Below are 24,358 nucleotides of genomic sequence, written 5' to 3' on the forward strand. Positions count from 1 at the left end.
TGATGGCGAGCAGCAGGTCGAAACGCCGCGAGCAGCCATTCAGCCGGTGAAAGCCGGCGCGCAGCAACCGCAGCATACAAAGAAGTATGTGGGGATTGCGAGCATTGACCGACGCCGGATCAATGGCGCGCAGCACGTTTTCCGCTGAGAAAAACCCGTCGAACCTGACCCGGATAATACCGGCGTAGGGATTTGAGAGTGTTGCTCACTCAGATCCTTTGCGCATCTCCCATTTAAGGAACGCAAAGTGTTAAAAAATTGGTTACCTCTGCTGGCGCTGTTCTCCCTGCCCTGCCTGGCGGCGAAAGATACGTTAACCGTCTATACCTACGACTCCTTCGCGGCCGACTGGGGCCCTGGCCCGGCGGTCAAAAAAGCGTTCGAAGCCCGGTGCAACTGCGAGCTGAAATTCGTGGCGCTGGAAGATGGCGTCTCGCTGCTCAACCGCCTGCGCATGGAAGGCAAAAACAGCAAGGCCGATGTGGTTCTGGGGCTGGACAATAACCTGCTGGACGCCGCAGAAAAGACCGGGCTGTTTGCCCCGTCCAACGTCGATACGGCCGCCAGCACCGTCCCCGGCGGCTGGCACAACCGCACCTTTATTCCTTATGACTACGGCTGGTTTGCCTTTGTTTATGACAAAAGCAAACTGCCGAATCCGCCGAAAAGCCTGAAGGAGCTGGTGGAAAGCGACCGCCCGTTAAAAGTGATCTACGAAGATCCGCGCACCAGCACGCCGGGGCTGGGGCTGCTGCTGTGGATGCAGAAAGTGTACGGCGATAACAGTCAGCAGGCCTGGCAGCAGTTGAGCAAAAAAACCGTCACCGTCACCAAAGGCTGGAGCGAAGCCTACGGCCTGTTCCTGAAAGGGGAAAGCGATATGGTGCTGAGCTACAGCTCCTCGCCGGCTTATCACCTGATTGAAGAAAAAAAGGATCGCTACGCGGCGGCTGATTTTAGCGAAGGCCATTACCTACAGGTTGAGGTGGTCGGTCAGCTGAAGGCCAGCCAACAACCACAGCTGGCGCAGCAGTTTATGCAGTTTGTACTGAGCCAGCCCTTCCAGCAGCACATGGCCAGCGGCAACTGGATGTACCCGGCGATGAAAACCCCTCTGCCTGAGGGTTTCGCTGCCCTGACGGTGCCGAAAACCACGTTACAGTACGGCCCGCAAGACGTGGCGCGCCAACGCAGCCAGTGGATCGGTGAATGGCAACGCGCCGTCAGCCGCTGATCCCCGGCTGGCTGCTGCCTGGCGCCCTCGCCGCATGGCTTCTGACCAGCGTTGCCGTGCTGACGTTTTTTGCCCTGTGGCAAAACGCGCCGGCCACCGACTGGCGCGGCGTCTGGCAGGACGGCTATCTGTGGCACGTTCTGCGTTTCTCCCTGTGGCAGGCGCTGCTGTCGGCCGCGCTGTCGGTGCTGCCGGCCATTCCGCTGGCTCGCGCCCTGTACCGTCGCCGCTTTCCCGGGCGTACTGCTCTGCTACGCCTGTGTGCGATGACCCTGGTGCTGCCGGTGCTGGTGGCGGTATTTGGCATCCTGAGCGTTTATGGACGCAGCGGCTGGCTGGCACAGTTCTGCGCCCTGCTCGGTATTGACTACGCCTTTACGCCGTACGGCCTGCAGGGCATCCTGCTGGCGCACGTCTTTTTCAATCTGCCGCTGGCTGGCCGCCTGCTGCTGCAGGCGCTGGAACAGATCCCCACGGAACAGCGTCAGCTCGCCGCACAGCTGGGATTAAGCGGCTGGTGGCATTTTCGCATTGTCGAATGGCCGTGGCTGCGGCGGCAGATCCTGCCCGCTGCCGCTCTGATCTTTATGCTGTGCTTTGCCAGCTTTGCCACCGTGCTGTCGCTTGGCGGCGGTCCGCAGGCTACCACCATCGAGCTGGCGATCTTCCAGGCACTGAGCTTTGACTACGATCCGGGGCGTGCCGCGCTGCTGGCGCTGTTACAGATGCTGTGCTGCCTGGCGCTGGTGACCTTGAGCCAGCGCCTGAGTAAAGCCATCCCGGCGGGCAGCAACGGCCTCAGTGACTGGCGCAATCCCGAGGATAGCCGGGGCGCACGCGTGCTGGACGCAGTGGTTATCGCCGCCGCCCTGCTGCTGATCCTGCCGCCGCTGCTGGCGGTAGTGGCCGATGGCCTTAACCGCAGCCTGAGCGGCGTGCTGCAGCAGCCGGCGCTGTGGCAGGCGATGCTGACATCGCTGCGCATTGCCCTTGCCGCCGGCGCCCTGTGCGTGCTGCTGACGATGATGCTACTGTGGAGCAGCCGCGAACTGCGGCTGGATCAGCGCCCGCGCTGGGGGCAGACGCTGGAACTGAGCGGCATGCTGATCCTTGCCATGCCGGGTATTGTGCTGGCGACCGGCTTTTTCCTGCTGCTGAATCAGACCGTCGGGCTGCCCGAATCAGCGGACGGCATCGTCGCCTTTACCAATGCGCTGATGGCCATCCCCTATGCGATGAAGGTGCTGGAAAACCCGCTGCGCGATATTGCCGAACGCTACAACCGCCTGTGCCTGTCGCTGGATATTCGCGGCTGGAACCGTCTGCGGCTGATTGAGCTACGTGCGTTGCAGCGCCCGCTGGCCCAGGCGCTGGCCTTTGCCTGCGTGCTGTCGATGGGGGATTTTGGCGCGGTGGCGCTGTTCGGTAACGAGAACTTCCGCACGCTGCCTTTCTACCTGTATCAGCAGATTGGATCCTATCGCAGCAGCGACGGCGCGGTAACCGCACTGCTGCTGTTGCTGCTATGCCTGCTGCTCTTTACCCTGATTGAAAAACTGCCGGGGCGCCATGTTAAGCCTGACTAATCTGACCTATCTGTATCACCTTCTGCCGATGCGCTTTACCTTCAGCGCCCGGGCTGGAGAACGGCTGGCGATCCTCGGGCCGAGCGGCGCGGGCAAGAGCACGCTGCTAAGCCTGATTGCCGGGTTTCTTGCGGCGAAGAGCGGCGATTTGTGGCTTAACGGCGGCGATCACCGCGCCACTGCTCCGGCGCAGCGTCCGGTTTCAATGCTGTTCCAGGAAAACAACCTGTTCCCCCATCTGACGGTGGCGCAAAATATCGGCCTGGGACTGCATCCGGGACTGAAGCTCAACCACCAGCAGAAACATCAGTTGCAGGACATCGCGCAGCGCGTCGGACTGACAGAACAGCTGTCACGCCTGCCGCATCAGCTTTCCGGCGGCCAGCGTCAGCGTGCTGCCCTTGCCCGCTGCCTGGTGCGTCAGCAGCCGATCCTGCTGCTGGACGAACCCTTTTCCGCCCTTGACCCGGCGCTACGCCAGGAGATGCTGCAACTGGTGGATGAGGTTTGTGGCGAACGCGATATCACCCTGTTAATGGTGTCGCACAGCATAGAGGATGCGGCGCGTATCGCCGCGCGCAGCCTGCTGATTGTTGACGGTCGGCTCTACTGGGATGGCAGCACCGCACGCTTGCAGTGCGGTGCGGTGCCGGAGGCGGCGGTACTGGGGATCGCGTTAAAAGAACACTTGCCATAACAGGTGACGAAATACCGGCATCATTGGATGGAACTGGATGGCGGTAAAACTTGCCACGGCCAGCAGCAGCATCAGCGGCGCCAGCCAGCGAAGCCGCGATGCAGGCAGGTAAGGCGTCGCCCAGTCATTCTGCTTACCGGCACGCAGCCAGCGCCAGCCCAGCCAGCAGCCCAGCCACACCAGCAGCGCCACCGCCAACAACAGCCATTTAAACATGCCGCTGCTGGCATCTTTCGGCACGTCGATTGCCACCCCGGCAAGGATGCCGGGCAGCAGGTAGAGCGGTGGCCACAGAATACAGCCAATGATATTAGGCGGAATAAACTTGCTTACCGGCAGCTCCAGCATCCCCGCCACCAGCGGGATCAGCGGCCGCGTTGGGCCAACAAAGCGGCCAACGATGATGGTAAACATGCTGTGCTGGTGCAGCGCATGCTCGGTTTTATCCATCAGCTTGTGGTGTTTTTGGATAAACGACCAGCGGTGTAACGGCCCCTTGAACTGCCAGCCGATCAGATAAGAGATCCCGTCCCCCAGCAAACAGCCGATGGTCCCCACCGCCCACGCGGGATAAAGGCCAATCTGCCCGCTGCCGATCAGCGCGCCGAATGATGCCATCATCACCGTACCCGGCAGCAGCAGCCCGACCAGCGCCAGTGATTCCAGGAAAGTCACCAGTCCGATAGCGAACAGCGACCATGCCAGCGATTGAGTAATTAAATGTTGCAGCCAGGCTTCCATATTGTTCCAAACTGATTAACAGACCGGTGGATTGTCCAGGGGACGCCGGAAAGCGTCAAGCGCTGATTTTGATCTGCGGGGCGGCGGCCGCGCAGCCGCTGTCGACATGTTAATAAATACTGTATAAATAAACATGCTATTATTAACTGATAACCGCCTGAGGAGGTTGAGTGAACGACGCACGTGCAGGATTCTTGTTAACCCGCCACTGGCGGGATACCCCGGCCGGAAGTGAAGTGGTGCTGTGGCTGGCCACCGACAGCGGCCCGCAGCAGGTGGTACTGCCGCCACAGGAATCCGTGGCGTTTATCCCGGCCGTTCAGCAGGAGGCGGCCAGCAGGCTGCTGGCGGGGGATCGCCACTGGCGCTTTGCCGCACTGGAGCTAAAAGACTTTCATCAGCGCCCGGTGGTTGGCCTGTACTGTAAACAGCATCGCCAGTTACAGCAGCTGGAAAAACGGCTGCGCGTAAACGGCATCACGCTGTATGAAGCCGACGTGCGCCCGCCGGATCGTTTCCTGATGGAGCGCTTTATCACCGCCGCGGTGTGGTTTAGCGGCCAACCCGCCGGGGATCGTCTGGTGAATGCCCGGCTAAAACCGCATCCTGACTATCGCCCGCCGCTGCAATGGGTGTCGCTGGATATTGAAACCACCCGCCACGGTGAGCTGTACTGCATCGGCCTTGAGGGCTGCGGCCAGCGAGACGTCTATATGCTCGGGCCGGAAAATGGCGATGCCAGCCAGCTCGACTTTCACCTTGAGTATGTCGCCAGCCGTCCGCAACTGCTGGAAAAGCTCAATGCGTGGTTTGCCCGACATGATCCCGACGTGCTGATTGGCTGGAACGTAGTGCAGTTTGATCTGCGCGTATTGCAAAAACATGCCGACCGCTACGGCATCCCGCTTATGTTGGGGCGCGGCGACAACGCCAGGCTGGAATGGCGCGAGCACGGCTTTAAGCCCGGCGTGTTCTTCGCCCAGGCCAGCGGTCGCCTGATCATCGACGGCATTGAGGCGCTCAAATCCGCCTTCTGGCATTTTGACTCGTTCAGTCTGGAAGCGGTATCGCGCCAGCTGCTGGGCGAAGGCAAGGCGATCAATAACCCCTGGCAGCGTATGGAGGAGATCGACCAGCGTTTTGCCGAAGATAAACCGGCGCTGGCTCACTACAACCTGAAAGACTGTGAGCTGGTCACGCGCATTTTCCAGCATACCGAACTGATGCCGTTCCTGCTGGAACGCGCCGCGGTCAACGGCCTGGCGGTCGATCGTCACGGCGGTTCGGTGGCGGCGTTTAGTCATCTCTATTTACCGCGTATGCACCGCGCCGGGTTTGTCGCACCCAATCTCGGCGATGTCGCGCCTCAGGCCAGCCCCGGCGGCTACGTGATGGACTCACGCCCCGGCCTGTATGACTCGGTGCTGGTACTGGACTATAAAAGCCTGTACCCGTCAATTATCCGCAGCTTCCTGATCGATCCGGTCGGCCTGGTGGAGGGGATGGCGCACCCGCAAGAGGCAGATTCCGTCAGCGGCTACCTCGACGCTCGCTTCTCACGCACCACCCACTGCCTGCCCGGGATCGTCAGTCACATCTGGCTGGGCCGTGAAGCCGCCAAAAAACAGGGAAATAAACCGCTGTCACAGGCGCTGAAAATCATCATGAACGCCTTTTACGGCGTGCTGGGAACCAGCGCCTGCCGATTCTTCGACCCGCGCCTGGCTTCATCAATCACCCTGCGCGGCCACGACATCATGCTGCAAACGCGCGAACTGATTGAGGCCGAAGGCTACGACGTGATTTATGGCGATACCGATTCGACCTTTGTCTGGCTGAAGTCGGCACATGATGAAGCGGCGGCAGAACACATTGGCCAGCGGCTGGTGGCGAAGGTCAATCAGTGGTGGCAGCAGCATCTGCAAAGCGAATATGGCCTGCAGAGTGCGCTGGAGCTGGAGTACGAAACCCACTTCAGCCGCTTCCTGATGCCCACCATCCGCGGGGCCGAGCAGGGCAGCAAGAAACGCTATGCCGGGTTAACCGGCAGCGGCGACGCCCAGCGCATGGTGTTTAAAGGGCTGGAAACGGTGCGTACCGACTGGACGCCGCTGGCGCAAAAATTCCAGCAGGCGCTGTACCTGAAAATTTTCACCGGACAACCCTACCAGGATTACATCCGGGAAACCGTGCGTCAGCTGTTGAATGGCGAGCTGGATGAACAGCTGGTCTACCGCAAACGTCTGCGCCGGCCGCTGGACGACTATCAGCGCAATGTCCCACCGCATGTGCGCGCCGCGCGCATTGCCGATGAGCAGAATCAGAAGCTGGGCCGACCGCTGCAGTATCAGAACGGCGGCAAGATCCGTTATGTGATCGCCACCTCAGGCCCGGAACCGCTGGAGGCGCGTATCACCCCGCTGGACTACGATCATTATCTGACACGCCAGCTGCAGCCGGTGGCAGACGGGATCCTGCCTTTTATGCAGGATGATTTCGCTACCCTGGTCACCGGGCAGTTAGGGCTGTTTTGACAGGTGACGAACGGGCAGCCTTCCAGTACCATACGGGGCTGCCTGTGTATTAACACCCTCATACCTGAAGCTGCTGCCGTGTTGGTATCACCCATTATCCACTGCCAGGCCAGTTGCCCGGCAGCAGTGCTATTGCCTGAAACACTAGACGAGAATCGAGCCGAATATTTATGCCTTTTACACTTGGTCAACGCTGGATAAGCGATACGGAAAGCGAACTGGGACTGGGAACCGTGGTTGCCGTTGATACGCGCATGGTCACCCTGCTGTTCCCTGCTACGGGCGAAAACCGTCTTTATGCCAGAAATGATTCTCCCATCACCCGCGTGGTGTTTAATCCCGGTGACACCATCACCAGCCATGAAGGCTGGCAGCTGAACGTTGACGAGGTCACCACTGCCAACGGCGTGGTCAGTTATATCGGTACCCGGCTGGACACCGCTGAAACCGGCGTGGTGCTGCGCGAAGTGATGCTCGACAGTAAACTGGTATTCGGCAAACCTCAGGACCGCCTGTTCGCCGGGCAGCTGGACCGCATGGACCGCTTCGCGCTGCGCTTCCGCGCGCGCAAGTATCAAAGCGAGCAGTACCGCCTGGCGACCAGCGGCCTGCGCGGTATGCGCACCAGCCTGATCCCTCACCAGCTGCATATCGCCCACGATGTCGGCCGCCGCCACGCTCCGCGCGTGCTGCTGGCGGATGAGGTGGGCCTGGGTAAAACCATTGAAGCGGGGATGATCATTCATCAGCAGCTGCTGGCCGGTCGCGCCGAGCGCGTGCTGATCGTGGTGCCGGAAACGTTGCAGCACCAGTGGTTGGTAGAAATGCTGCGCCGCTTTAATCTGCGCTTTGCGCTGTTTGATGACGACCGTTATGCACAGGCACAGCTTGACAGCGACAACCCGTTTGATACCGAACAGATGATTATCTGTTCGCTGGACTTTGTCCGCCGCAATAAACAGCGCCTGGCTAAACTGGCCGATGCCGAGTGGGATTTAATGGTGGTGGATGAAGCGCATCACCTCGTCTGGTCGGAAGACGCGCCGAGCCGCGAATATCAGGTTATCGAACAGCTGGCCGGGCAAATTCCCGGCATCCTGCTGCTGACCGCTACCCCGGAACAGCTGGGCATGGAGAGCCATTTTGCCCGTCTGCGCCTGCTGGATGCCAGCCGTTTCCACGACTTTGCCCAGTTTGTTGAAGAACAAAAGCACTTCCGTCTGATTGCCGATGCGGTGACGATGCTGCTGGCCGACAAAACCATCGGCAACGATGCGCTGAACCTGCTTAACGATCTGATGGGCGAGCAGGATATCGAGCCGCTGCTGCAAACGGCCAACAGCGACCACGAAGGCAAGCTGGCAGCACGTCAGGAGCTGATCGGCATGCTGATGGACCGTCACGGCACCAGCCGCGTGCTGTTCCGTAACACCCGTAACGGCGTGAAGGGCTTCCCGAAACGTGAACTGCACCAGATCCGCCTGCCGCTGCCGACGCAGTACCAGACGGCCATTAAAGTGTCCGGCATTATGGGCGCACGTAAAAGCGCCGACGAACGCGCCCAGGATATGCTCTACCCGGAGCAGATCTATCAGGAGTTTGAGGGCGACAGCGGCACCTGGTGGAACTTCGACCCGCGCGTCGAATGGCTGATGGGCTTTCTGACCAGCAACCGGGACAAAAAGGTGCTGGTGATCTGCGCCAAAGCGACCACCGCCCTGCAGCTGGAGCAGGTACTGCGCGAGCGCGAAGGCATTCGTGCCGCGGTATTCCATGAGGGGCTGTCGATCATTGAGCGCGATCGCGCTGCGGCATGGTTTGCCTCAGAGGAGGACGGCGCTCAGGTTCTGCTGTGCTCAGAGATCGGTTCTGAAGGGCGTAACTTCCAGTTCGCCAGCCAGATGGTGATGTTTGACCTGCCGTTCAACCCGGACCTGCTGGAACAGCGTATTGGCCGTCTTGACCGTATTGGCCAGGCGCACGATATTCAGATCCACGTTCCTTACCTGGAAAAAACCGCCCAGGCGGTGCTGGTGCAGTGGTACCACGAGGGGCTGGATGCCTTTGAGCACACCTGCCCGACCGGGCGTGCGGTGTACGACAGCGTCTACGCCTCGCTGATTGAGTACCTTGCCGCGCCGGAAGACAGCGAAGGCCTGGAGCCGTTTATCCGGCAGTGCCGCAAACAGCATGATGCGCTGAAGGCGCAGCTGGAGCAGGGGCGTGACCGCCTGCTGGAGCTGAACTCCAACGGCGGCGAAAAAGCCCAGGCGCTGGCGGATATGATTGCCGAACAGGATAATCATATCGAACTGGTGAACTTTGCGCTCAACCTGTTCGATATCGTCGGCATCAATCAGGAAGATCGCAGCGATAATCTGATCGTCCTGACGCCCGGCGACCATATGCTGGTGCCGGACTTCCCCGGTCTGCCGGAAGATGGCTGTACCATCACTTTTGACCGCAACCAGGCGCTGTCGCGTGAAGATGCCCAGTACGTCAGCTGGGAGCACCCGATCATCCGCAACGGTCTGGATCTGATCCTTTCCGGCGATACCGGCAGCTGCGCCATTTCACTGCTGAAGAATAAGGCGCTGCCGGTCGGTACGCTGCTGGTGGAACTTGTCTACGTGGTGGAAGCCCAGGCACCGAAGCATCTGCAGCTCACCCGCTTCCTGCCGCCAACGCCTGTCCGTATGCTGATTGACCGCAAGGGCACCAATCTGGCGGCAAAAGTCGAGTTTGAGAGCTTCAACCGCCAGCTTAATGCGGTCAACCGCCATACCGGCAGCAAGCTGGTGAGCGCGGTGCAGTCGGATGTGCATGACATTATCACCCTGTCGGAAGATCAGGCCGCCGCAGAGGCGCGTAAAGTGATCGACGCCGCCCGTCAGGAAGCCGACGAGAAGCTGAGCGCCGAACTGTCACGCCTGCAGGCACTGAGCGCGGTGAATCCGAACATCCGCCAGGATGAAATTGACGCGCTGGAAAGCAACCGGCAGCAGGTGTTGAGCAATCTCGATGAAGCGGGCTGGCGTCTCGACGCGCTGCGTCTGATCGTCGTGACGCACCAATAAACCAAACGGGGCCAGCCCACGCTGGCCCCGATGAGAATTCTATGGAACCCTACAATCCCCCGCTGGAACCCTGGCTGCACGTCCTCTATCAGGACGAACACATCATCGTGGTGAACAAACCCAGCGGCCTGCTGTCGGTGCCGGGACGGCTTGCCGAGTACAAGGACAGCGTGATGACGCGCGTGCAGCGTGATTATCCGGCGGCAGAATCGGTTCACCGTCTGGATATGGCCACCAGCGGCGTGATGGTGGTGGCGTTAACCAAAGCCGCCGAGCGCGAGCTGAAGCGCCAGTTCCGCGAACGCGAGCCGCAAAAAACCTATGTGGCGCGCGTTTGGGGGCATCCGCAGCCGGAAAGCGGATCGGTGGATTTACCGCTGATTTGCGACTGGCCGAACAGGCCCAAACAGAAGGTGTGTTTTGAAACAGGTAAATCTGCGCAGACTGAATATCAGGTGCTGGACTACGCCAGCGATCACAGCGCGCGCGTCCGGCTAAAACCTGTTACCGGGCGCTCGCACCAGCTGCGCGTGCATATGCTGGCGCTTGGCCATCCGATCCTGGGCGATAACTTCTATGCTCATGATGAAGCGCGGGCGATGGCACCGCGACTGCAACTGCATGCCGAAAGCCTGAGCATCACCCATCCGCACTACCGCACGCCGATGACCTTTCGCCAGCCGGCAGATTTTTGACGCCGCTGGCATCACGGCAGCCAACCCATGCACTTTTGACAAATTTCGCCAGACGTAGGCGGCACCGTCAGTTCAGGTGCGGGCGGTGCGTCAAAACCGCGGCATACCCGAAGTAAGTGAGGATTAACGTGCCGCCCAAGCCCGACATGACCAGTAACCCTGCCCGGTTACTTAAAGGCTTTTTCGCGTTTGATCAGGTCATATGCCGCCTGAATCTCCTGCGCTTTCTGCTTCGCCATCTCCATCATCTCTGGCGGTAATCCCTTCGCCACCAGCTTGTCCGGGTGATGTTCACTCATCAGCTTGCGGTAGGCCCGCTTAATGGTGGTGGCATCATCGCTGCTTTTCACCCCGAGCATATTGCAGGCGTCTTCCAGCGTCGGGCCGCGCTGCCCCCGGCCATGGTAGCCGCCTTGCGAAGACCCGCCGCTCTGGTAACCACCGCCAAACTGCTGGCCGCTTTCCATCATGCGCAAGAACTGATCGAACTGCGTGCGCGAGATGCCCAGCTCTTCGGCAATGACGTACAGCACCTGGCGCTCGTTAGGATGCAATGAACCATCGGCAAACGCCGCCTGGATCTGAATTTCCAGGAACATGCGGATCAGATCAAAACGACCAAAACAGGCGCTGCGCAGCTCACGCAGCTTATCGCGCAGCGGGTAGTCCCCCTCTTTCCCTTCGCGGAAGGCACGCTGTGCTGCCGTTCGCGCTTCGCCATGCAGCTGCATGCGCTGCATCAGCAGGGATGCCATCTGAATATCGGCGTCCGTTACCCGCCCTTTAGATTTCGTCAAATGACCCATCACCTGAAACGTGGTGCTGAAAAAGAGCGCCTGACGCGTTTGCTGATCGGCAAAATAGCCATGTCGGGCAGGCGATCGCGCTTTATCAATCATATGCCCGACCAGCAGGCCAATAACCACGCCCCAAAAGCCCGCACCGGACAATAAACCCAGAACCAGCCCTAATACTTTTCCCCAATAGCGCATAAACTCCTCATTAGGCCATGCTGAAGGCTAAAATTTGCATTATCATACCCGTCATTTATCTCATAGCCTATTGGTACGCGGCCAAACAAAACGGAAGTATACCCGATTGTCTTGCCGGTAAAGGTAATAGCTAGCGCCTTTGCAGCGGAAAGATTGAGAGTATGACTAGCGCAACGCTACTGAGTGCGATAGTCTCTGACCGTTTGTCGGCATGATGCCAGTGATTACGGAATTTTCGATACCGCGTATGAAAAAAAGACTACCTACGTTGCTGGCCACGCTAATTGGCTCAGCACTCTACAGCCAACAAGGGCTGGCCGACGACCTCACATCACAATGTATGCTTGGGGTGCCCGGTTACGATCGTCCTCTGGTAGAGGGAAAAAGCACTAACCAGTTACCGGTGACGATCAATGCGGATAAGGCCAAAGGCAATTATCCCGACGACGCCGTTTTCAGCGGTCATGTTGATATCCAGCAGGGTAACGGCCGCCTGCAGTCCGACGAAGTCCAGCTGCACCAAAAAATACTGAGCGGACAAAGCGCTGAAACGCGCACCGTCGATGCATTAGGTCATGTACGCTACGACGATAATCAGGTGATCCTGACAGGTCCGAAAGCCTGGTCCAATCTCAATACTAAAGACACCAACGTATGGCAAGGCGACTATCAGATGGTCGATCGCCAGGGACGCGGCGTTGCAGATCAGATGAAGCTGCGCGGCGACAGCCGCTACACTATCCTGGAAAACGGCACTTTCACCTCCTGTCTGCCCGGGCAGAACAGCTGGAGCGTAGAGGGTTCCGAGATTATTCATGACCGCGATGAACAGCTGGCGGAAATCTGGAACGCTCGCTTCAAACTCGGCCCGGTACCTGTTTTCTACAGCCCGTACCTGCAAATGCCGGTGGGCAATAAGCGCCGTTCAGGCTTCTTGATCCCAAATGCGAGTTACAGTAAAAACAGCGGCTTCCAGTTTATGCTGCCGTATTACTGGAACATCGCCCCGCAGGCCGATGCCACCCTGACGCCGCACTATATCGGCCGCCGCGGCATGCAGTGGCAGAATGAATTCCGCTACCTGACCGGTGCCGGGCCGGGGCTGGTGGGGTTTGACTATCTGAACTCCGACCGCGTCTACGATGATCAACATGCGGATGACAAAGCATCAAGCCGCTGGCTGTTCCACTGGCAACATGCCGGCGTCTACGATCAGAACTGGCGCTTTAACGCCGACTATACCAAGGTCAGCGATCCCTGGTACTTTACCGATCTTGATTCGCCTTATGGCTCGACCACTGACGGCTATGTCACGCAAAAATTTAGCGTTGGCTACGCGGAAAAGAACTGGGATGCCACGCTGTCAACTAAGCAGTTCCAAATCTTCTCTACCAACTCCAGCAACGATGTCTATCGCGCTGAACCCCAGTTCGACTTCAACTATTATCAGAATGACGTCGGACCGTTTGATACGCACGTTTATGCCCAGGCGGTGAAATTCACCAATGTTGATTCAAGTATGCCAGACGCAACGCGTTTGCACCTTGAGCCGCGCATCAATCTGCCGCTGTCTAACCGCTGGGGAAGCCTGAATACCGAAACCAAGCTGCTGGCCACCCATTATGAGCAAAACAACATCGATGATTACAATTTACAAAATAGTAATAATCAGCTGAAAAATTCGGTTAACCGCGTGATGCCGCAGTTTAAAGTCGACGGCAAGATGGTCTTTGACCGGGATATGAACTGGTCACCAGGCTATACCCAAACGCTGGAGCCGCGCGCGCAGTACCTTTACGTCCCTTACCGCGACCAAAGCCATACCCGTGTTTATGACTCCACGCTGCTGCAAAGTGACTATACCGGCCTGTTCCGCGACCGTAGTTACAGCGGTCTGGATCGTATCGCCTCTGCCAATCAAATGACTACCGGCGTGACAACGCGAATTTTTGATAACGATCTGGTTGAACGTTTTAATGCTTCCGTAGGTCAAATCTACTCGTTTACACCGGCACGAACCGGGTTGAACAGCGTCGATGATGACGACAGAGGCAGCCTGGTATGGGCAGGTGACAGCTACTGGAGGATCAGTGACCGCTGGGCAGCACGCGGTGGATTGCAGTATGACACCCGTCTGGATAACGTATCGCAGGGGAATACCGTGCTGGAGTGGCGTCGTGATGCTGACCGCATGGTGCAGCTGAACTATCGCTACACCAGCGCGGAGTATATCAGGCAGACGTTACCGAACTACAGCAATCAGGCACTGTATCAAAGGGGTATCTCTCAGGTCGGAGCTACCGCCAGTTGGCCAGTTGTTGACGCCTGGTCAGTGGTTGGCGCCTGGTACTACGATACCAAAGCAAACCAGCCAGCCGATCAGCTGCTGGGAGTCCAGTACAGCTCCTGTTGCTATGCGCTGCGCCTGGGCTATGAACGTAAAATCACCGGTTGGGAAAACGACAGTAGTAAATACGACAACAAAATCTCGTTCAACATTGAACTGCGTGGCCTCAGCCCAGGCTATGGCTTAGGTACCGGTCAAATGCTGCGCCAGGGCATTCTGCCCTATCAACGCGCTTTCTGATGTTGTGTCTTTAGAATGCCAACCCGCAGTGCGGATAGAAGAATGGAAAAAGTATGAATAACTGGAGAATGCTGATCCTCGGTGCCGCTCTGACAGCCAGCACCGCGTTCGCAGCCCCGCAAGTTGTAGATAAAGTTGCCGCTGTTGTGAATAACGGCGTGGTTCTGGAAAGCGATCTGGACAGCATGATGCAGTCCGTAAAAGGTCAGGCACAGCAGGCTGGTCAGCAGTTGCCGGATGACAGAACCTTGCGTCACCAGATTCTGGAACGCCTGGTGATGGACAATATCCTGCTGCAGAAAGCAAAGCAGGCTGGCCTGCAGGTCAGCGATGCCCAGCTCGACCAGGCGATTGCAAATATTGCCCAGCAAAACAAAATGAGCATTGACCAGCTGCGTAGCCGTCTGGCTTATGACGGCATGAACTATGCCAGCTATCGTGAGCAGATCCGCAAGGAAATGGCCACCTCGGAAGTGCGTAATAGCGAAGTTCGCCGCCGAGTCACTATCCTGCCCCAGGAGGTCGATTCGCTGGCAAGCCAACTGGCCTCGCAGAACAGTGCCGGTACTGAACTGAATATCAGCCACATCCTGTTGCCACTGCCGGAAAACCCGACGCAGCAGCAGGTCGACGACCAGGAAAACCTGGCGAAGCAGCTGGTCAGCGAAGCCAAAGGCGGTGCCGATTTCGGTAAACTGGCGATTGCTCACTCTGCCGATCCTCAGGCGCTGAAAGGTGGCAACATGGGTTGGGGGCGCATCCAGGAGCTGCCGTCTCTGTTTGCTCAGGCGCTGGTAACGGCGAAAAAAGGCGATATTATCGGCCCTGTCCGCTCCGGCGTTGGCTTTCATATTTTGAAAGTGAACGATATGCGCGGTGATAACCAGAGCATTTCGGTGACCGAAGTCCATGCCCGCCACATCCTGCTGAAACCTTCACCCATCATGACCGACGATCAGGCACGGCAGAAACTGCAGCAGGTCGCCAGTGATATTAAAAGCGGCAAGCTGACCTTTAGCGCTGCGGCTAAACAGCTGTCACAGGACCCGGGTTCAGCAAACCAGGGCGGCGATCTCGGATGGAGCTCGGCTGAAGTTTTTGATCCGGCATTCCGTGATGCTCTGCTGCGTCTGAAAAAAGGCCAAATCGGCGATCCGGTTCACTCCTCATTCGGCTGGCACCTGATTGAGCTGATGGACACCCGCAAAGTGGATAAAACCGACGCGGCGAAAAAAGAACGAGCTTACCGGCTGCTGTTTAACCGTAAATTCGCCGAAGAAGCCCAAACCTGGATGCAGGAAGAACGGGCTGCTGCCTACGTCAAGATCCTGGATGCCAATGCTCAGTAAGCAACGCGTTGTCGTCACCAGCGGTGAACCCGCCGGCATTGGCCCCGATCTGGTGGTTCAACTGGCCCAGCAAGACTGGCCGGTTGAACTGGTAGTTTGTGCTGACCCTGAGCTGCTGCGCGCCCGCGCGGCAGCTTTGCATTTACCCCTTACGCTGCGTCAGTACCAGCAGGGGATCGGCGCCCGGCCGCAGCGGGCCGGTTCGCTTACCGTTCTGCCCGCGCGCCTTGCCCAGCCGGTTAGCGCGGGCAGGCTGTGCGTGGATAACAGTCACTTCGTGTTGGAAACCCTTGCCCGCGCCTGTGACGGCTGCCTGAGCGGCGAGTTCGCCGCACTGGTCACTGGCCCGGTGCACAAGGGAGCGATCAATGATGCCGGCATTGCATTCAGCGGGCATACCGAATTTTTCGCCGATCGCGCGGGCTGTGAGCGCGTGGTGATGATGCTGGCAACGGAGGAGCTGCGCGTTGCGCTGGCAACCACGCATCTGCCGCTGAAAGACGTGGCGGCCAGTATTACCCGCGCCACGCTGCATGAAGTCATCACCGTGTTGCACCGCGACCTGCAAAGTAAGTTTGGCCTGGCTGAACCCCATATTTTTGTTTGTGGTCTCAATCCCCACGCTGGCGAGGGCGGCCATATGGGCCGTGAAGAGATTGATGTAATGATTCCGGCGCTGGACGAGCTTCGCCAGCGTGGGATCAAGCTAACCGGACCGCTTCCTGCCGATACGCTGTTTCAGCCGAAATATCTGCAACATGCCGATGCCGTGCTGGCGATGTATCACGATCAGGGGCTTCCGGTGCTAAAATTTCAGGGCTTTGGTCGGGCGGTGAATATCACCCTTGGTCTGCCATTTATCCGCACGTCTGTTGACCACGGCACGGCTCTTGAGCTGGCCGGTAGCGGTCAGGCCGATGCGGGCAGCTTTAAGACGGCGCTTAACCTCGCCATTACCATGATTAAGAGCAGTAATGAATAGTCGCGTTCACCAGGGGCACTTCGCCCGCAAACGTTTTGGACAGAACTTCCTGAACGATCAGTATATTATCGACAGCATTGTCAATGCCATCCACCCTCAGCGCGGTGAAGCGGTGGTTGAAATCGGCCCTGGTCTCGGCGCATTGACCGAACCGGTGGGAGAGCGGCTGGATAGCATGACGGTTGTCGAACTCGATCGCGACCTTGCCGCGCGTTTGCAAAGCCATCCGTTTCTCGGGCCTAAGCTGACGATATTCCAGCAGGACGCCATGACCTTTGATTTTGCTGCCCTGGCACAGGAAAAAGGTCAGCCATTACGCGTTTTTGGTAATTTGCCGTACAACATTTCCACGCCGTTGATGTTCCATCTGTTTAGCTATGTCGGTGCGATCAAAGATATGCACTTCATGCTGCAAAAAGAGGTGGTCAACCGTTTGGTTGCCGGGCCGGGTAGCAAAGCCTATGGCCGTCTGACGGTAATGGCGCAGTATTACTGCCAGGTGATCCCGGTACTGGAGGTTCCACCCGAATCCTTCACCCCGGCGCCGAAAGTGGACTCTGCGGTGGTACGCCTGATGCCTTATGCACAGCCACTGCACCCGGTTGACGATATTCGCGCTCTGAGCCGCATCACCACGGAAGCCTTTGGTAAGCGCCGCAAAACGCTGCGCAACAGCCTCGGTCACCTGTTCACCACTGACGTCCTGGCAGAGATGAATATCGACCCGACATTGCGCGCAGAAAACATCACCGTTGCGCAATATTGCCAGCTGGCTAACTGGTTGACTGCACATCCTCAGCCGCAGGAGAACCCCCTATGAACGATACGCCCCGAGTCTGTGTTCAGGTACAAAGCGCCTATGTTGAGTCGCAGTCTGCGCCTGATGAAGAACGCTACGTGTTTGCTTACACCGTTACCATTCGTAACGTGGGGCGTATTGCAGTGCAGCTGATTGGCCGCTACTGGCTGATCACTAACGGTAACGCCCGCGAAATTGAGGTTCAGGGAGAAGGTGTGGTGGGAGAACAGCCGCATATTGAACCCGGCGGCGAATACCAGTACACCAGCGGTGCCGTTCTGGAAACGCCCATCGGCACCATGCAGGGCCACTATCAGATGATCGATGCCGATAACGAAAGCTTTCTCGTGGACATTCCGGTGTTCCGTCTGGCGATTGCCACCCATATCCACTAACCCGGCTTGATGCATGAGCACTTACCTAATTGGCGATATCCACGGTTGCTACACTGAGTTGCGATCGCTTCTTGATCAGGTGCAATTTGCCCCTGAAACCGACCAGCTGTGGTTAACCGGCGACCTGGTCTCCCGTGGGCCAGGATCGCTGGACGTTCTGCGCTTTGTGCGCGCCCTTGGCGACCGCGTAAAGCTGGTTCTGGGAAACCACGATCTGCATCTGCTGGCGGTCTACGCCGGCATCGCCCGCAATAAACCGAAAGACCGCCTCAGCGCCCTGCTGGAAGCTGACGACGTCGATGAGCTGATTAACTGGCTGCGTCGCCAGCCATTGATACAAATCGATAATGAAAAAAAGCTGGTGATGGCTCATGCCGGGATCACGCCGCAGTGGGATATTGACACCGCGCAGACCTGTGCACGCGAGGTCGAAGCGGTACTGAGCAGCGATACCTATCCGCTGTTTCTTAATGCGATGTACGGCGATATGCCGAACAACTGGTCACCGGAATTGAGCGGACTCGCCCGCTTACGCTTCAGCACCAATGCCCTGACGCGCATGCGTTACTGCTTCCCGAATGGTCAGCTGGACATGATTGCCAAAGAGTCCCCAGACAGCGCGCCGCCGCCGTTAAAACCGTGGTTCAGCATTCCAGGCCCGGTCTCACGCGACTACACCATTGTCTTTGGTCACTGGGCGTCACTGGAAGGCCAGGGTACGCCAGAAGGGATTATCGGCCTTGATACCGGCTGCTGCTGGGGGGGCAACTTGACGATGATGCGCTGGGAAGATAAACAGATGTTCACACAGCCATCACAACGAGAAAAACAGCTGTAGTCAGCCTGAAAGCCGGACCTGAAAGCAGGTCCGTCAGGGGATTAGCGGCGATCGAGGATCTCAAAGCAGAAACTGTGCGAGTTCTTCTCATCGGCATCGTGAAACTCGCTAAAAGTCGACTGCCATTCATCCGGCTCGTAGTCCGGGAAATGCGTGTCACCTTCCACTTCAGCATCAATATGCGTCAGATACAGGCGGTCAGCTTGCGGCAGCAGCTGTTCATAAACATGCCCACCGCCGATCACCATCAGCTCTTGCACTTCTCCTGCCGCCTTCAACGCATCTTCGATCGTCGTCACCCAGGTCACGCCTTCAGCAACGCCTTTTTGACGGCTGATCACAATATTCAGACGACCCGGCAGCGGGCGGCCGATGGATTCCCAGGTACGGCGTCCCATGATCACCGGTTTATTCAGCGTCTGCTTTTTAAACCACGCCAGGTCGGCTGGCAGGTGCCACGGCATGGCATTTTCCATACCAATTACGCGATCGGCCGCCAGGGCCGCAATCAGGCTAATCATCATATAAAACTCAACAGGGGATAAAATTGGCGCCATCATACGTAAAGGCGAAACTTTCGTCGATAGCTAAGCAGGAGTAATTAGGTAAAGGTTTATCAAGATAGCGCTTTCGTCAACCCGCTGATGTTTTTCTCCGCTGAAATCAGGCGGGCATGCTAAAATTCTGCGATTCATTCACCACGGACTATCGCTATGTTAGAAACCGGCTTATTTGTTGCCACCATCGTGGTGCTCGGGATGCTCTCACCCGGACCCGATTTTTCCTGATCGTTAAAAACGCCGCTCGTTACCGCCGCAGCGCCGCGATGATGAGCGCGCTGGGCGTCAACTGCGCCGTTGCCACGCACATGGCCTACTGCGTCGCCGGACTGGCGGTGGTGATCACCACCACGCCGTGGCTGTTTATGCTGCTGAAATACGCCGGTGCTGCCTACCTGATTTATATTGGTATTCAGGCAATTATGTCGCGCGGTAACGGTAAAATTAACTTCAACAATGGCGTACAGGAAGAGACCTCGCTAAAAAAAGCTTTCCTGCAAGGCTACCTGTGCAATTTACTGAATCCGAAAGCCACGCTGTTCTTCCTGTCGATCTTTACTCAGGTATTGGACGTCAATTCAGGCATCAGCGAAAAGCTCCTGTATGCCGGTATTATCTTGGGCCTGTCGTCCATCTGGTGGCCGTTGTTGGTGATGCTGATGCAAAGCGGTCCGGTACGTCGTGGGTTAACTAAAGCCCAGCGAGTGGTGGACAAACTGCTTGGCGGCGTGCTGATTGCGTTAGGGATTAAAGTCGCATTGTCCTGACGGTTGTCACGGCGCTGCCATATTCTTCTGGCCTAAAAAAGCCCTCCCTGGTTAACAGGGAGGGCTTTTTTTATGGCCGCTTACATGCCTGGTTATCATCACCTGAGCGGGAGCATTTCCCCGCTAGCTGGATTTAGCCGACGATCTGCGCATGCATCTCCTGCACCGAAATCACCTGCCCGGTGGCGCTGGCGTTCAGTGAGGTGGTGGTGGCAAAGCCGCCGTTTAACGTGGTGTCATAGTGAACCTTGTACTGCAGGGCGCTACGGCGGATGAGCTTCGAGTCTTCAATCGCCTGACGCCCGGCAGTGGTGTTGACAATATAAGCGTACTCGCCGTTCTTCAGGCGGTCCTGAATATGCGGACGACCTTCATGCACCTTGTTCACCTGACGTACCTCAATACCGGCAGCCTTCAGCACTGACGCGGTGCCAGCGGTGGCATCCAGCTCGAAGCCGAACGCCTGCAGGCGCTGCGCCAGCTCAACGATACGTTTTTTATCGCCTTCGCGCACCGACAGCAGCGCACGGCCGCTTTTTTCATATTGCTTTGTGCGCCAAGCATCGCTTTGCAGAATGCTTCGGCAAAGGTACGGCCCACGCCCATTACTTCGCCGGTTGACCGCATTTCCGGGCCGAGGATCGGGTCAACGCCCTGGAACTTGTTAAACGGCAGTACCACTTCTTTAACCGAGTAATACGGTGGAATGATCTCTCTGGTCACGCCCTGCGCGGCCAGCGTTTTACCCGCCATCACGCGTGCGGCCACCTTCGCCAGCGGCATACCGGTCGCTTTGGAGACGAACGGTACGGTACGGGCGGCGCGTGGGTTGACCTCAATCAGGTAAACTTCATTATCCTTGACCGCAAACTGCACGTTCATCAGGCCACGCACGCCCAGCTCAAACGCCAGCTTTTCCACCTGCTGACGCATCACGTCCTGGATTTCTGCGCTCAGCGTATAAGCGGGCAATGAACAGGCCGAGTCACCGGAGTGCACGCCAGCCTGCTCGATATGTTCCATAATGCCGCCAATCAGCACCTGTTCGCCATCGCAGATGGCATCAACGTCGACTTCAACCGCATCGTCAAGGAAGCGATCCAGCAGCACCGGCGCATCGTTGGATACCGATACGGCGGTGTTGAAGTAGCGCTTCAGGTCGGTTTCGTCATAGACGATTTCCATTGCGCGGCCGCCCAGCACGTACGAAGGGCGCACCACCAGCGGGTAGCCAATAATCGCGGCTTTCTCTACGGCCATATCGATGGCGGTCACGGTAGCGTTTGCCGGCTGCTTCAGGCCGAGGCGCTCAACCGCCTGCTGGAAACGTTCGCGGTCTTCAGCGCGGTCAATCGCATCCGGGCTGGTGCCGATCACCGGCACGCCTGCCGCTTCCAGCGCGCGCGCCAGCTTGAGCGGAGTCTGACCGCCGTACTGCACAATCACCCCTTTCGGCTGCTCAATGCGCACGATTTCCAGCACGTCTTCCAGCGTGACCGGCTCAAAGTACAGGCGGTCGGAGGTGTCGTAGTCGGTGGAAACGGTTTCCGGGTTGCAGTTGACCATAATGGTTTCGAAACCGTCTTCGCGCAGCGCCAGTGAGGCATGCACGCAGCAATAGTCAAACTCGATGCCCTGGCCGATACGGTTCGGCCCACCGCCCAGCACCATGATTTTGTCACGGTCCTGATTTGGATGAGCCTCGCACTCTTCTTCATACGTCGAGTACATGTAGGCGGTATCGGTGGAGAACTCCGCCGCACAGGTATCCACGCGCTTATAGACCGGGTGCAGGTTGTGCTGTTCGCGCAGCTGACGGATTTCACTTTCAGGTACGCCGGCCAGCACCGACAGGCGCGCATCGGCAAAGCCTTTGCGCTTCAACGTGCGCAGAAAATCGTAAGTAAGCGCGCTAACGCCCTGTTGCGCCAGCTGCTGCTCCAGCTGCACCAGCTCTTCAATCTGTACCAGGAACCAGCGATCGACGTTGGTCAGGGCAAAAACATCTTCCACCGTCAGTCCGGCGCGGAAGGCATCGGCGATATACCAGATACGGTCAGAACCGGCATCCTTCAGCTCATGACGGATGGTGGCCAGCGCCTCAGGATCGTTCAGGTCGACTTTCGGGTCAAAGCCGTGCGCGCCGACTTCCAGGCCGCGCAGCGCTTTCTGCATTGACTCCTGCAGGGTACGGCCAATCGCCATCACTTCCCCCACGGATTTCATCTGCGTGGTCAGACGGTCGTTAGTCCCGGCAAATTTCTCAAAGTTAAAGCGAGGGATTTTGGTGACAACATAGTCGATGGACGGCTCAAACGAGGCCGGGGTCAGGCCGCCGGTGATATCGTTCAGCAGCTCATCCAGCGTATAGCCCACCGCCAATTTGGCGGCAATTTTGGCAATCGGGAAGCCGGTGGCTTTTGAAGCCAGCGCCGAGGAGCGCGAGACGCGCGGGTTCATTTCAATGATGATCAACCGGCCATTTTCCGGGTTGACCGAGAACTGAACGTTAGAGCCGCCGGTTTCCACGCCGATTTCACGCAGCACCGCCATCGAGGCGTTACGCATGATTTGATACTCTTTATCGGTCAGAGTTTGTGCCGGCGCAACGGTAATTGAGTCACCGGTGTGGATGCCCATCGCATCGAAGTTTTCAATGGAGCAGACGATAATGCAGTTGTCGTTTTTATCACGCACCACTTCCATTTCGTACTCTTTCCAGCCAATCAGCGACTCATCGATCAGCAGCTCATTGGTCGGCGACAGGTCAAGACCGCGCTCGCAGATCTCCTCGAACTCTTCACGGTTATAGGCAATGCCGCCGCCGGTGCCGCCCATGGTAAAGGAGGGACGAATAATACACGGGAAGCCAACATCCGCGGCCACCGCCAGCGCCTCTTCCATGGTATGCGCAATGCCGGAACGCGCGGTGTCGAGACCGATTTTCTTCATTGCTTTATCGAAGCGCTGACGATCTTCCGCTTTATCAATGGCATCGGCGGTAGCGCCGATCATGGTGACGCCGAATTCAGCCAGCACGCCCTGGCGTTCCAGCTCCAGCGCACAGTTGAGCGCGGTTTGACCGCCCATCGTCGGCAGTACCGCATCCGGGCGCTCTTTTTCTATGATTTTGCGCACCACTTCCCAGTGGATCGGCTCGATGTAGGTGGCATCGGCCATTTCCGGGTCGGTCATAATGGTTGCCGGGTTGGAGTTGACCAGGATGACGCGGTAACCCTCTTCGCGCAGCGCCTTACACGCCTGCGCACCCGAGTAGTCAAATTCACAGGCCTGGCCAATAACAATCGGGCCAGCACCAAGGATCAGGATACTTTTTATGTCTGTACGTTTTGGCATTTCTTCGCTCCTGATTATTTGGCAGTCGAACGGTAAGCGTCAATCAGTTCGATAAAGTGATCGAACAACGGGGCAGCATCATGCGGGCCAGGACTTGCTTCCGGATGGCCCTGGAAGCTGAATGCCGCTTTATCGGTGCGGTGAATGCCCTGTACCGTGTGGTCAAACAGTGAGGTATGGGTGACGCGCAGATTGGCCGGAAGATTGCTGTCATCAACGGCAAAACCGTGATTCTGCGCGGTGATCATGACCGTATTATTATCATGGTCTTTAACCGGATGGTTACCGCCGTGGTGGCCGAGTTTCATTTTCACCGTCTTAGCCCCACTGGCCAGCGCCAGTAGCTGATGACCGAGGCAAATGCCAAACAGTGGAATATTCGTTTCCAGCAGGCGGTTAATCGCGGTGATCGCGTAGTCGCACGGCTCCGGGTCACCCGGGCCGTTAGAGAGGAACACGCCGTCCGGATTGAGCTTCAGCACCTCTTCTGCGCTGGTTTGTGCCGGAACCACCGTCAGGCGGCAGCCGCGATCGACCAGCATACGCAGGATATTACGCTTCACGCCATAGTCGTAAGCCACCACATGGTACGGCAGCTCACCTTCTGCTTTCGCCGTTGGCAGCGCCGTTTCCAGCGTCCAGCTGCCCTGAAGCCATGTATAGGCATCCGGGGTGGTCACTTCTTTCGCCAGGTCCATGCCTTTCAGGCCAGGAAACGTGCGCGCTTTTTCCAGAGCGGCGGCGGCATCCGGCGCCTCTCCGGCAATAATACAGCCGTTTTGTGCCCCCTTTTCGCGCAGCAGACGGGTCAGTTTGCGCGTATCGATATCGGCAATAGCGACAATGTTGTGGCGGGTCAGATATTCCGACAGCCCTTCTTCATTGCGGTAGTTGCTGGCAATCAGCGGTAAATCGCGGATAACCAACCCTGCTGCATGAACCTGAGTCGATTCTTCATCTGCGGAGTTGGTGCCGACATTGCCGATATGGGGGTAAGTAAGAGTGACGATTTGGCGGGAATAGGAAGGATCAGTGAGGATTTCCTGATAACCGGTCATTGAAGTGTTGAAAACAACTTCTCCCACTGCCGATCCGGTTGCCCCTATGGCCCGACCGTGGAATTGGGTTCCGTCTTCCAGAACCAAAAGCGCTGACTTAATCAAAACAT

The 24,358-nt window shown here is 57.8% G+C and carries 16 protein-coding genes and 2 pseudogenes; 13 read left to right on the plus strand and 5 right to left on the minus strand.

Annotation, left to right across the window (positions count from 1 at the left end; all coding sequences use genetic code 11):
• Positions 1-247: 247 nt before the first annotated feature.
• Genes thiB through thiQ form a run of 3 tightly spaced genes read left to right on the plus strand, consistent with a single transcriptional unit; the run spans position 248 to position 3,517 of the window.
• Entirely contained in the window at positions 248-1,234 is a 987-nt protein-coding gene (gene thiB, locus JGC47_RS13790) for a thiamine ABC transporter substrate binding subunit (protein ID WP_004159740.1), read from the plus strand.
• Positions 1,210-2,820 carry a thiamine/thiamine pyrophosphate ABC transporter permease ThiP gene (gene thiP / locus JGC47_RS13795; RefSeq protein WP_004159741.1) on the plus strand — a complete coding sequence of 537 codons (1,611 nt, stop codon included), beginning with the start codon at positions 1,210-1,212 and terminating at the stop codon, positions 2,818-2,820. The genes thiB and thiP overlap by 25 nt, the downstream gene beginning before the upstream one ends.
• The gene (gene thiQ / locus JGC47_RS13800) at positions 2,804-3,517 is read left to right on the plus strand and encodes a thiamine ABC transporter ATP-binding protein ThiQ (protein ID WP_004159742.1); all 714 of its coding nucleotides are present in this window, start codon (positions 2,804-2,806) and stop codon (positions 3,515-3,517) included. The genes thiP and thiQ overlap by 17 nt, the downstream gene beginning before the upstream one ends.
• On the opposite strand, the gene JGC47_RS13805 is transcribed toward thiQ, so the two are convergent.
• Positions 3,497-4,258, minus strand: coding sequence for a DedA family protein (locus JGC47_RS13805; RefSeq protein ID WP_004159743.1), 762 nt, complete (start codon positions 4,256-4,258; stop codon positions 3,497-3,499). The genes thiQ and JGC47_RS13805 overlap by 21 nt on opposite strands.
• 170 nt (positions 4,259-4,428) lie before the next feature.
• Here JGC47_RS13805 and polB point away from each other — a divergent pair, with 170 nt between their 5' ends.
• From polB to rluA, 3 genes are all read left to right on the plus strand, one after another.
• A complete protein-coding gene (polB, locus tag JGC47_RS13810) occupies positions 4,429-6,792 on the plus strand; it encodes a DNA polymerase II (protein WP_004159744.1) in 2,364 nt (787 codons plus the stop codon).
• A gap of 170 nt (positions 6,793-6,962) precedes the next feature.
• On the plus strand, positions 6,963-9,869 hold the full coding sequence (gene rapA / locus JGC47_RS13815) for an RNA polymerase-associated protein RapA (RefSeq protein ID WP_004159745.1): 2,907 nt from the start codon (positions 6,963-6,965) through the stop codon (positions 9,867-9,869).
• A gap of 41 nt (positions 9,870-9,910) precedes the next feature.
• On the plus strand, positions 9,911-10,564 hold the full coding sequence (rluA, locus tag JGC47_RS13820; protein ID WP_004159746.1) for a bifunctional tRNA pseudouridine(32) synthase/23S rRNA pseudouridine(746) synthase RluA: 654 nt from the start codon (positions 9,911-9,913) through the stop codon (positions 10,562-10,564).
• A 167-nt stretch (positions 10,565-10,731) separates the two neighbouring features.
• Here rluA and djlA read toward each other — a convergent pair whose 3' ends face one another.
• Complete coding sequence (gene djlA, locus JGC47_RS13825) at positions 10,732-11,556, minus strand: co-chaperone DjlA (RefSeq protein WP_004159747.1); 825 nt, start codon at positions 11,554-11,556, stop codon at positions 10,732-10,734.
• A gap of 211 nt (positions 11,557-11,767) precedes the next feature.
• Between djlA and lptD the strand changes: the two genes are divergently transcribed.
• Genes lptD through apaH form a run of 6 tightly spaced genes read left to right on the plus strand, consistent with a single transcriptional unit; the run spans position 11,768 to position 18,506 of the window.
• On the plus strand, positions 11,768-14,143 hold the full coding sequence (gene lptD, locus JGC47_RS13830) for an LPS assembly protein LptD (RefSeq protein WP_004159749.1): 2,376 nt from the start codon (positions 11,768-11,770) through the stop codon (positions 14,141-14,143).
• A gap of 53 nt (positions 14,144-14,196) precedes the next feature.
• Positions 14,197-15,492, plus strand: coding sequence for a peptidylprolyl isomerase SurA (gene surA / locus JGC47_RS13835; protein WP_004159750.1), 1,296 nt, complete (start codon positions 14,197-14,199; stop codon positions 15,490-15,492).
• The gene (pdxA, locus tag JGC47_RS13840) at positions 15,482-16,474 is read left to right on the plus strand and encodes a 4-hydroxythreonine-4-phosphate dehydrogenase PdxA (RefSeq protein ID WP_013035861.1); all 993 of its coding nucleotides are present in this window, start codon (positions 15,482-15,484) and stop codon (positions 16,472-16,474) included. The genes surA and pdxA overlap by 11 nt, the downstream gene beginning before the upstream one ends.
• Positions 16,467-17,294 (plus strand): 16S rRNA (adenine(1518)-N(6)/adenine(1519)-N(6))-dimethyltransferase RsmA, encoded by an 828-nt coding sequence (rsmA, locus tag JGC47_RS13845; RefSeq protein WP_004159752.1) that lies wholly within the window; start codon positions 16,467-16,469, stop codon positions 17,292-17,294. The genes pdxA and rsmA overlap by 8 nt, the downstream gene beginning before the upstream one ends.
• A complete protein-coding gene (apaG, locus tag JGC47_RS13850; protein ID WP_004159754.1) occupies positions 17,291-17,668 on the plus strand; it encodes a Co2+/Mg2+ efflux protein ApaG in 378 nt (125 codons plus the stop codon). The genes rsmA and apaG overlap by 4 nt, the downstream gene beginning before the upstream one ends.
• A 13-nt stretch (positions 17,669-17,681) precedes the next feature.
• Positions 17,682-18,506, plus strand: a complete 825-nt coding sequence (gene apaH, locus JGC47_RS13855; protein WP_004159755.1) for a bis(5'-nucleosyl)-tetraphosphatase (symmetrical) ApaH — start codon at positions 17,682-17,684, stop codon at positions 18,504-18,506.
• Between the two features lie 41 nt (positions 18,507-18,547).
• Here apaH and folA read toward each other — a convergent pair whose 3' ends face one another.
• Positions 18,548-19,030 (minus strand): type 3 dihydrofolate reductase, encoded by a 483-nt coding sequence (gene folA, locus JGC47_RS13860; RefSeq protein ID WP_004159756.1) that lies wholly within the window; start codon positions 19,028-19,030, stop codon positions 18,548-18,550.
• 189 nt (positions 19,031-19,219) lie between these two features.
• Between folA and JGC47_RS13865 the strand changes: the two are divergent.
• Positions 19,220-19,833 (plus strand): annotated as a pseudogene (locus JGC47_RS13865) (LysE family translocator).
• A 133-nt stretch (positions 19,834-19,966) separates the two neighbouring features.
• Here JGC47_RS13865 and carB read toward each other — a convergent pair.
• Positions 19,967-23,190, minus strand: a pseudogene (gene carB, locus JGC47_RS13870) (carbamoyl-phosphate synthase large subunit).
• Positions 23,191-23,204: 14 nt separating this feature from the next.
• On the minus strand, positions 23,205-24,353 hold the full coding sequence (gene carA / locus JGC47_RS13875; RefSeq protein ID WP_013035859.1) for a glutamine-hydrolyzing carbamoyl-phosphate synthase small subunit: 1,149 nt from the start codon (positions 24,351-24,353) through the stop codon (positions 23,205-23,207).
• Positions 24,354-24,358: the final 5 nt, after the last annotated feature.

The sequence above is a fragment of the Erwinia amylovora genome, from assembly GCF_017161565.1.
GTDB lineage: Bacteria > Pseudomonadota > Gammaproteobacteria > Enterobacterales > Enterobacteriaceae > Erwinia > Erwinia amylovora.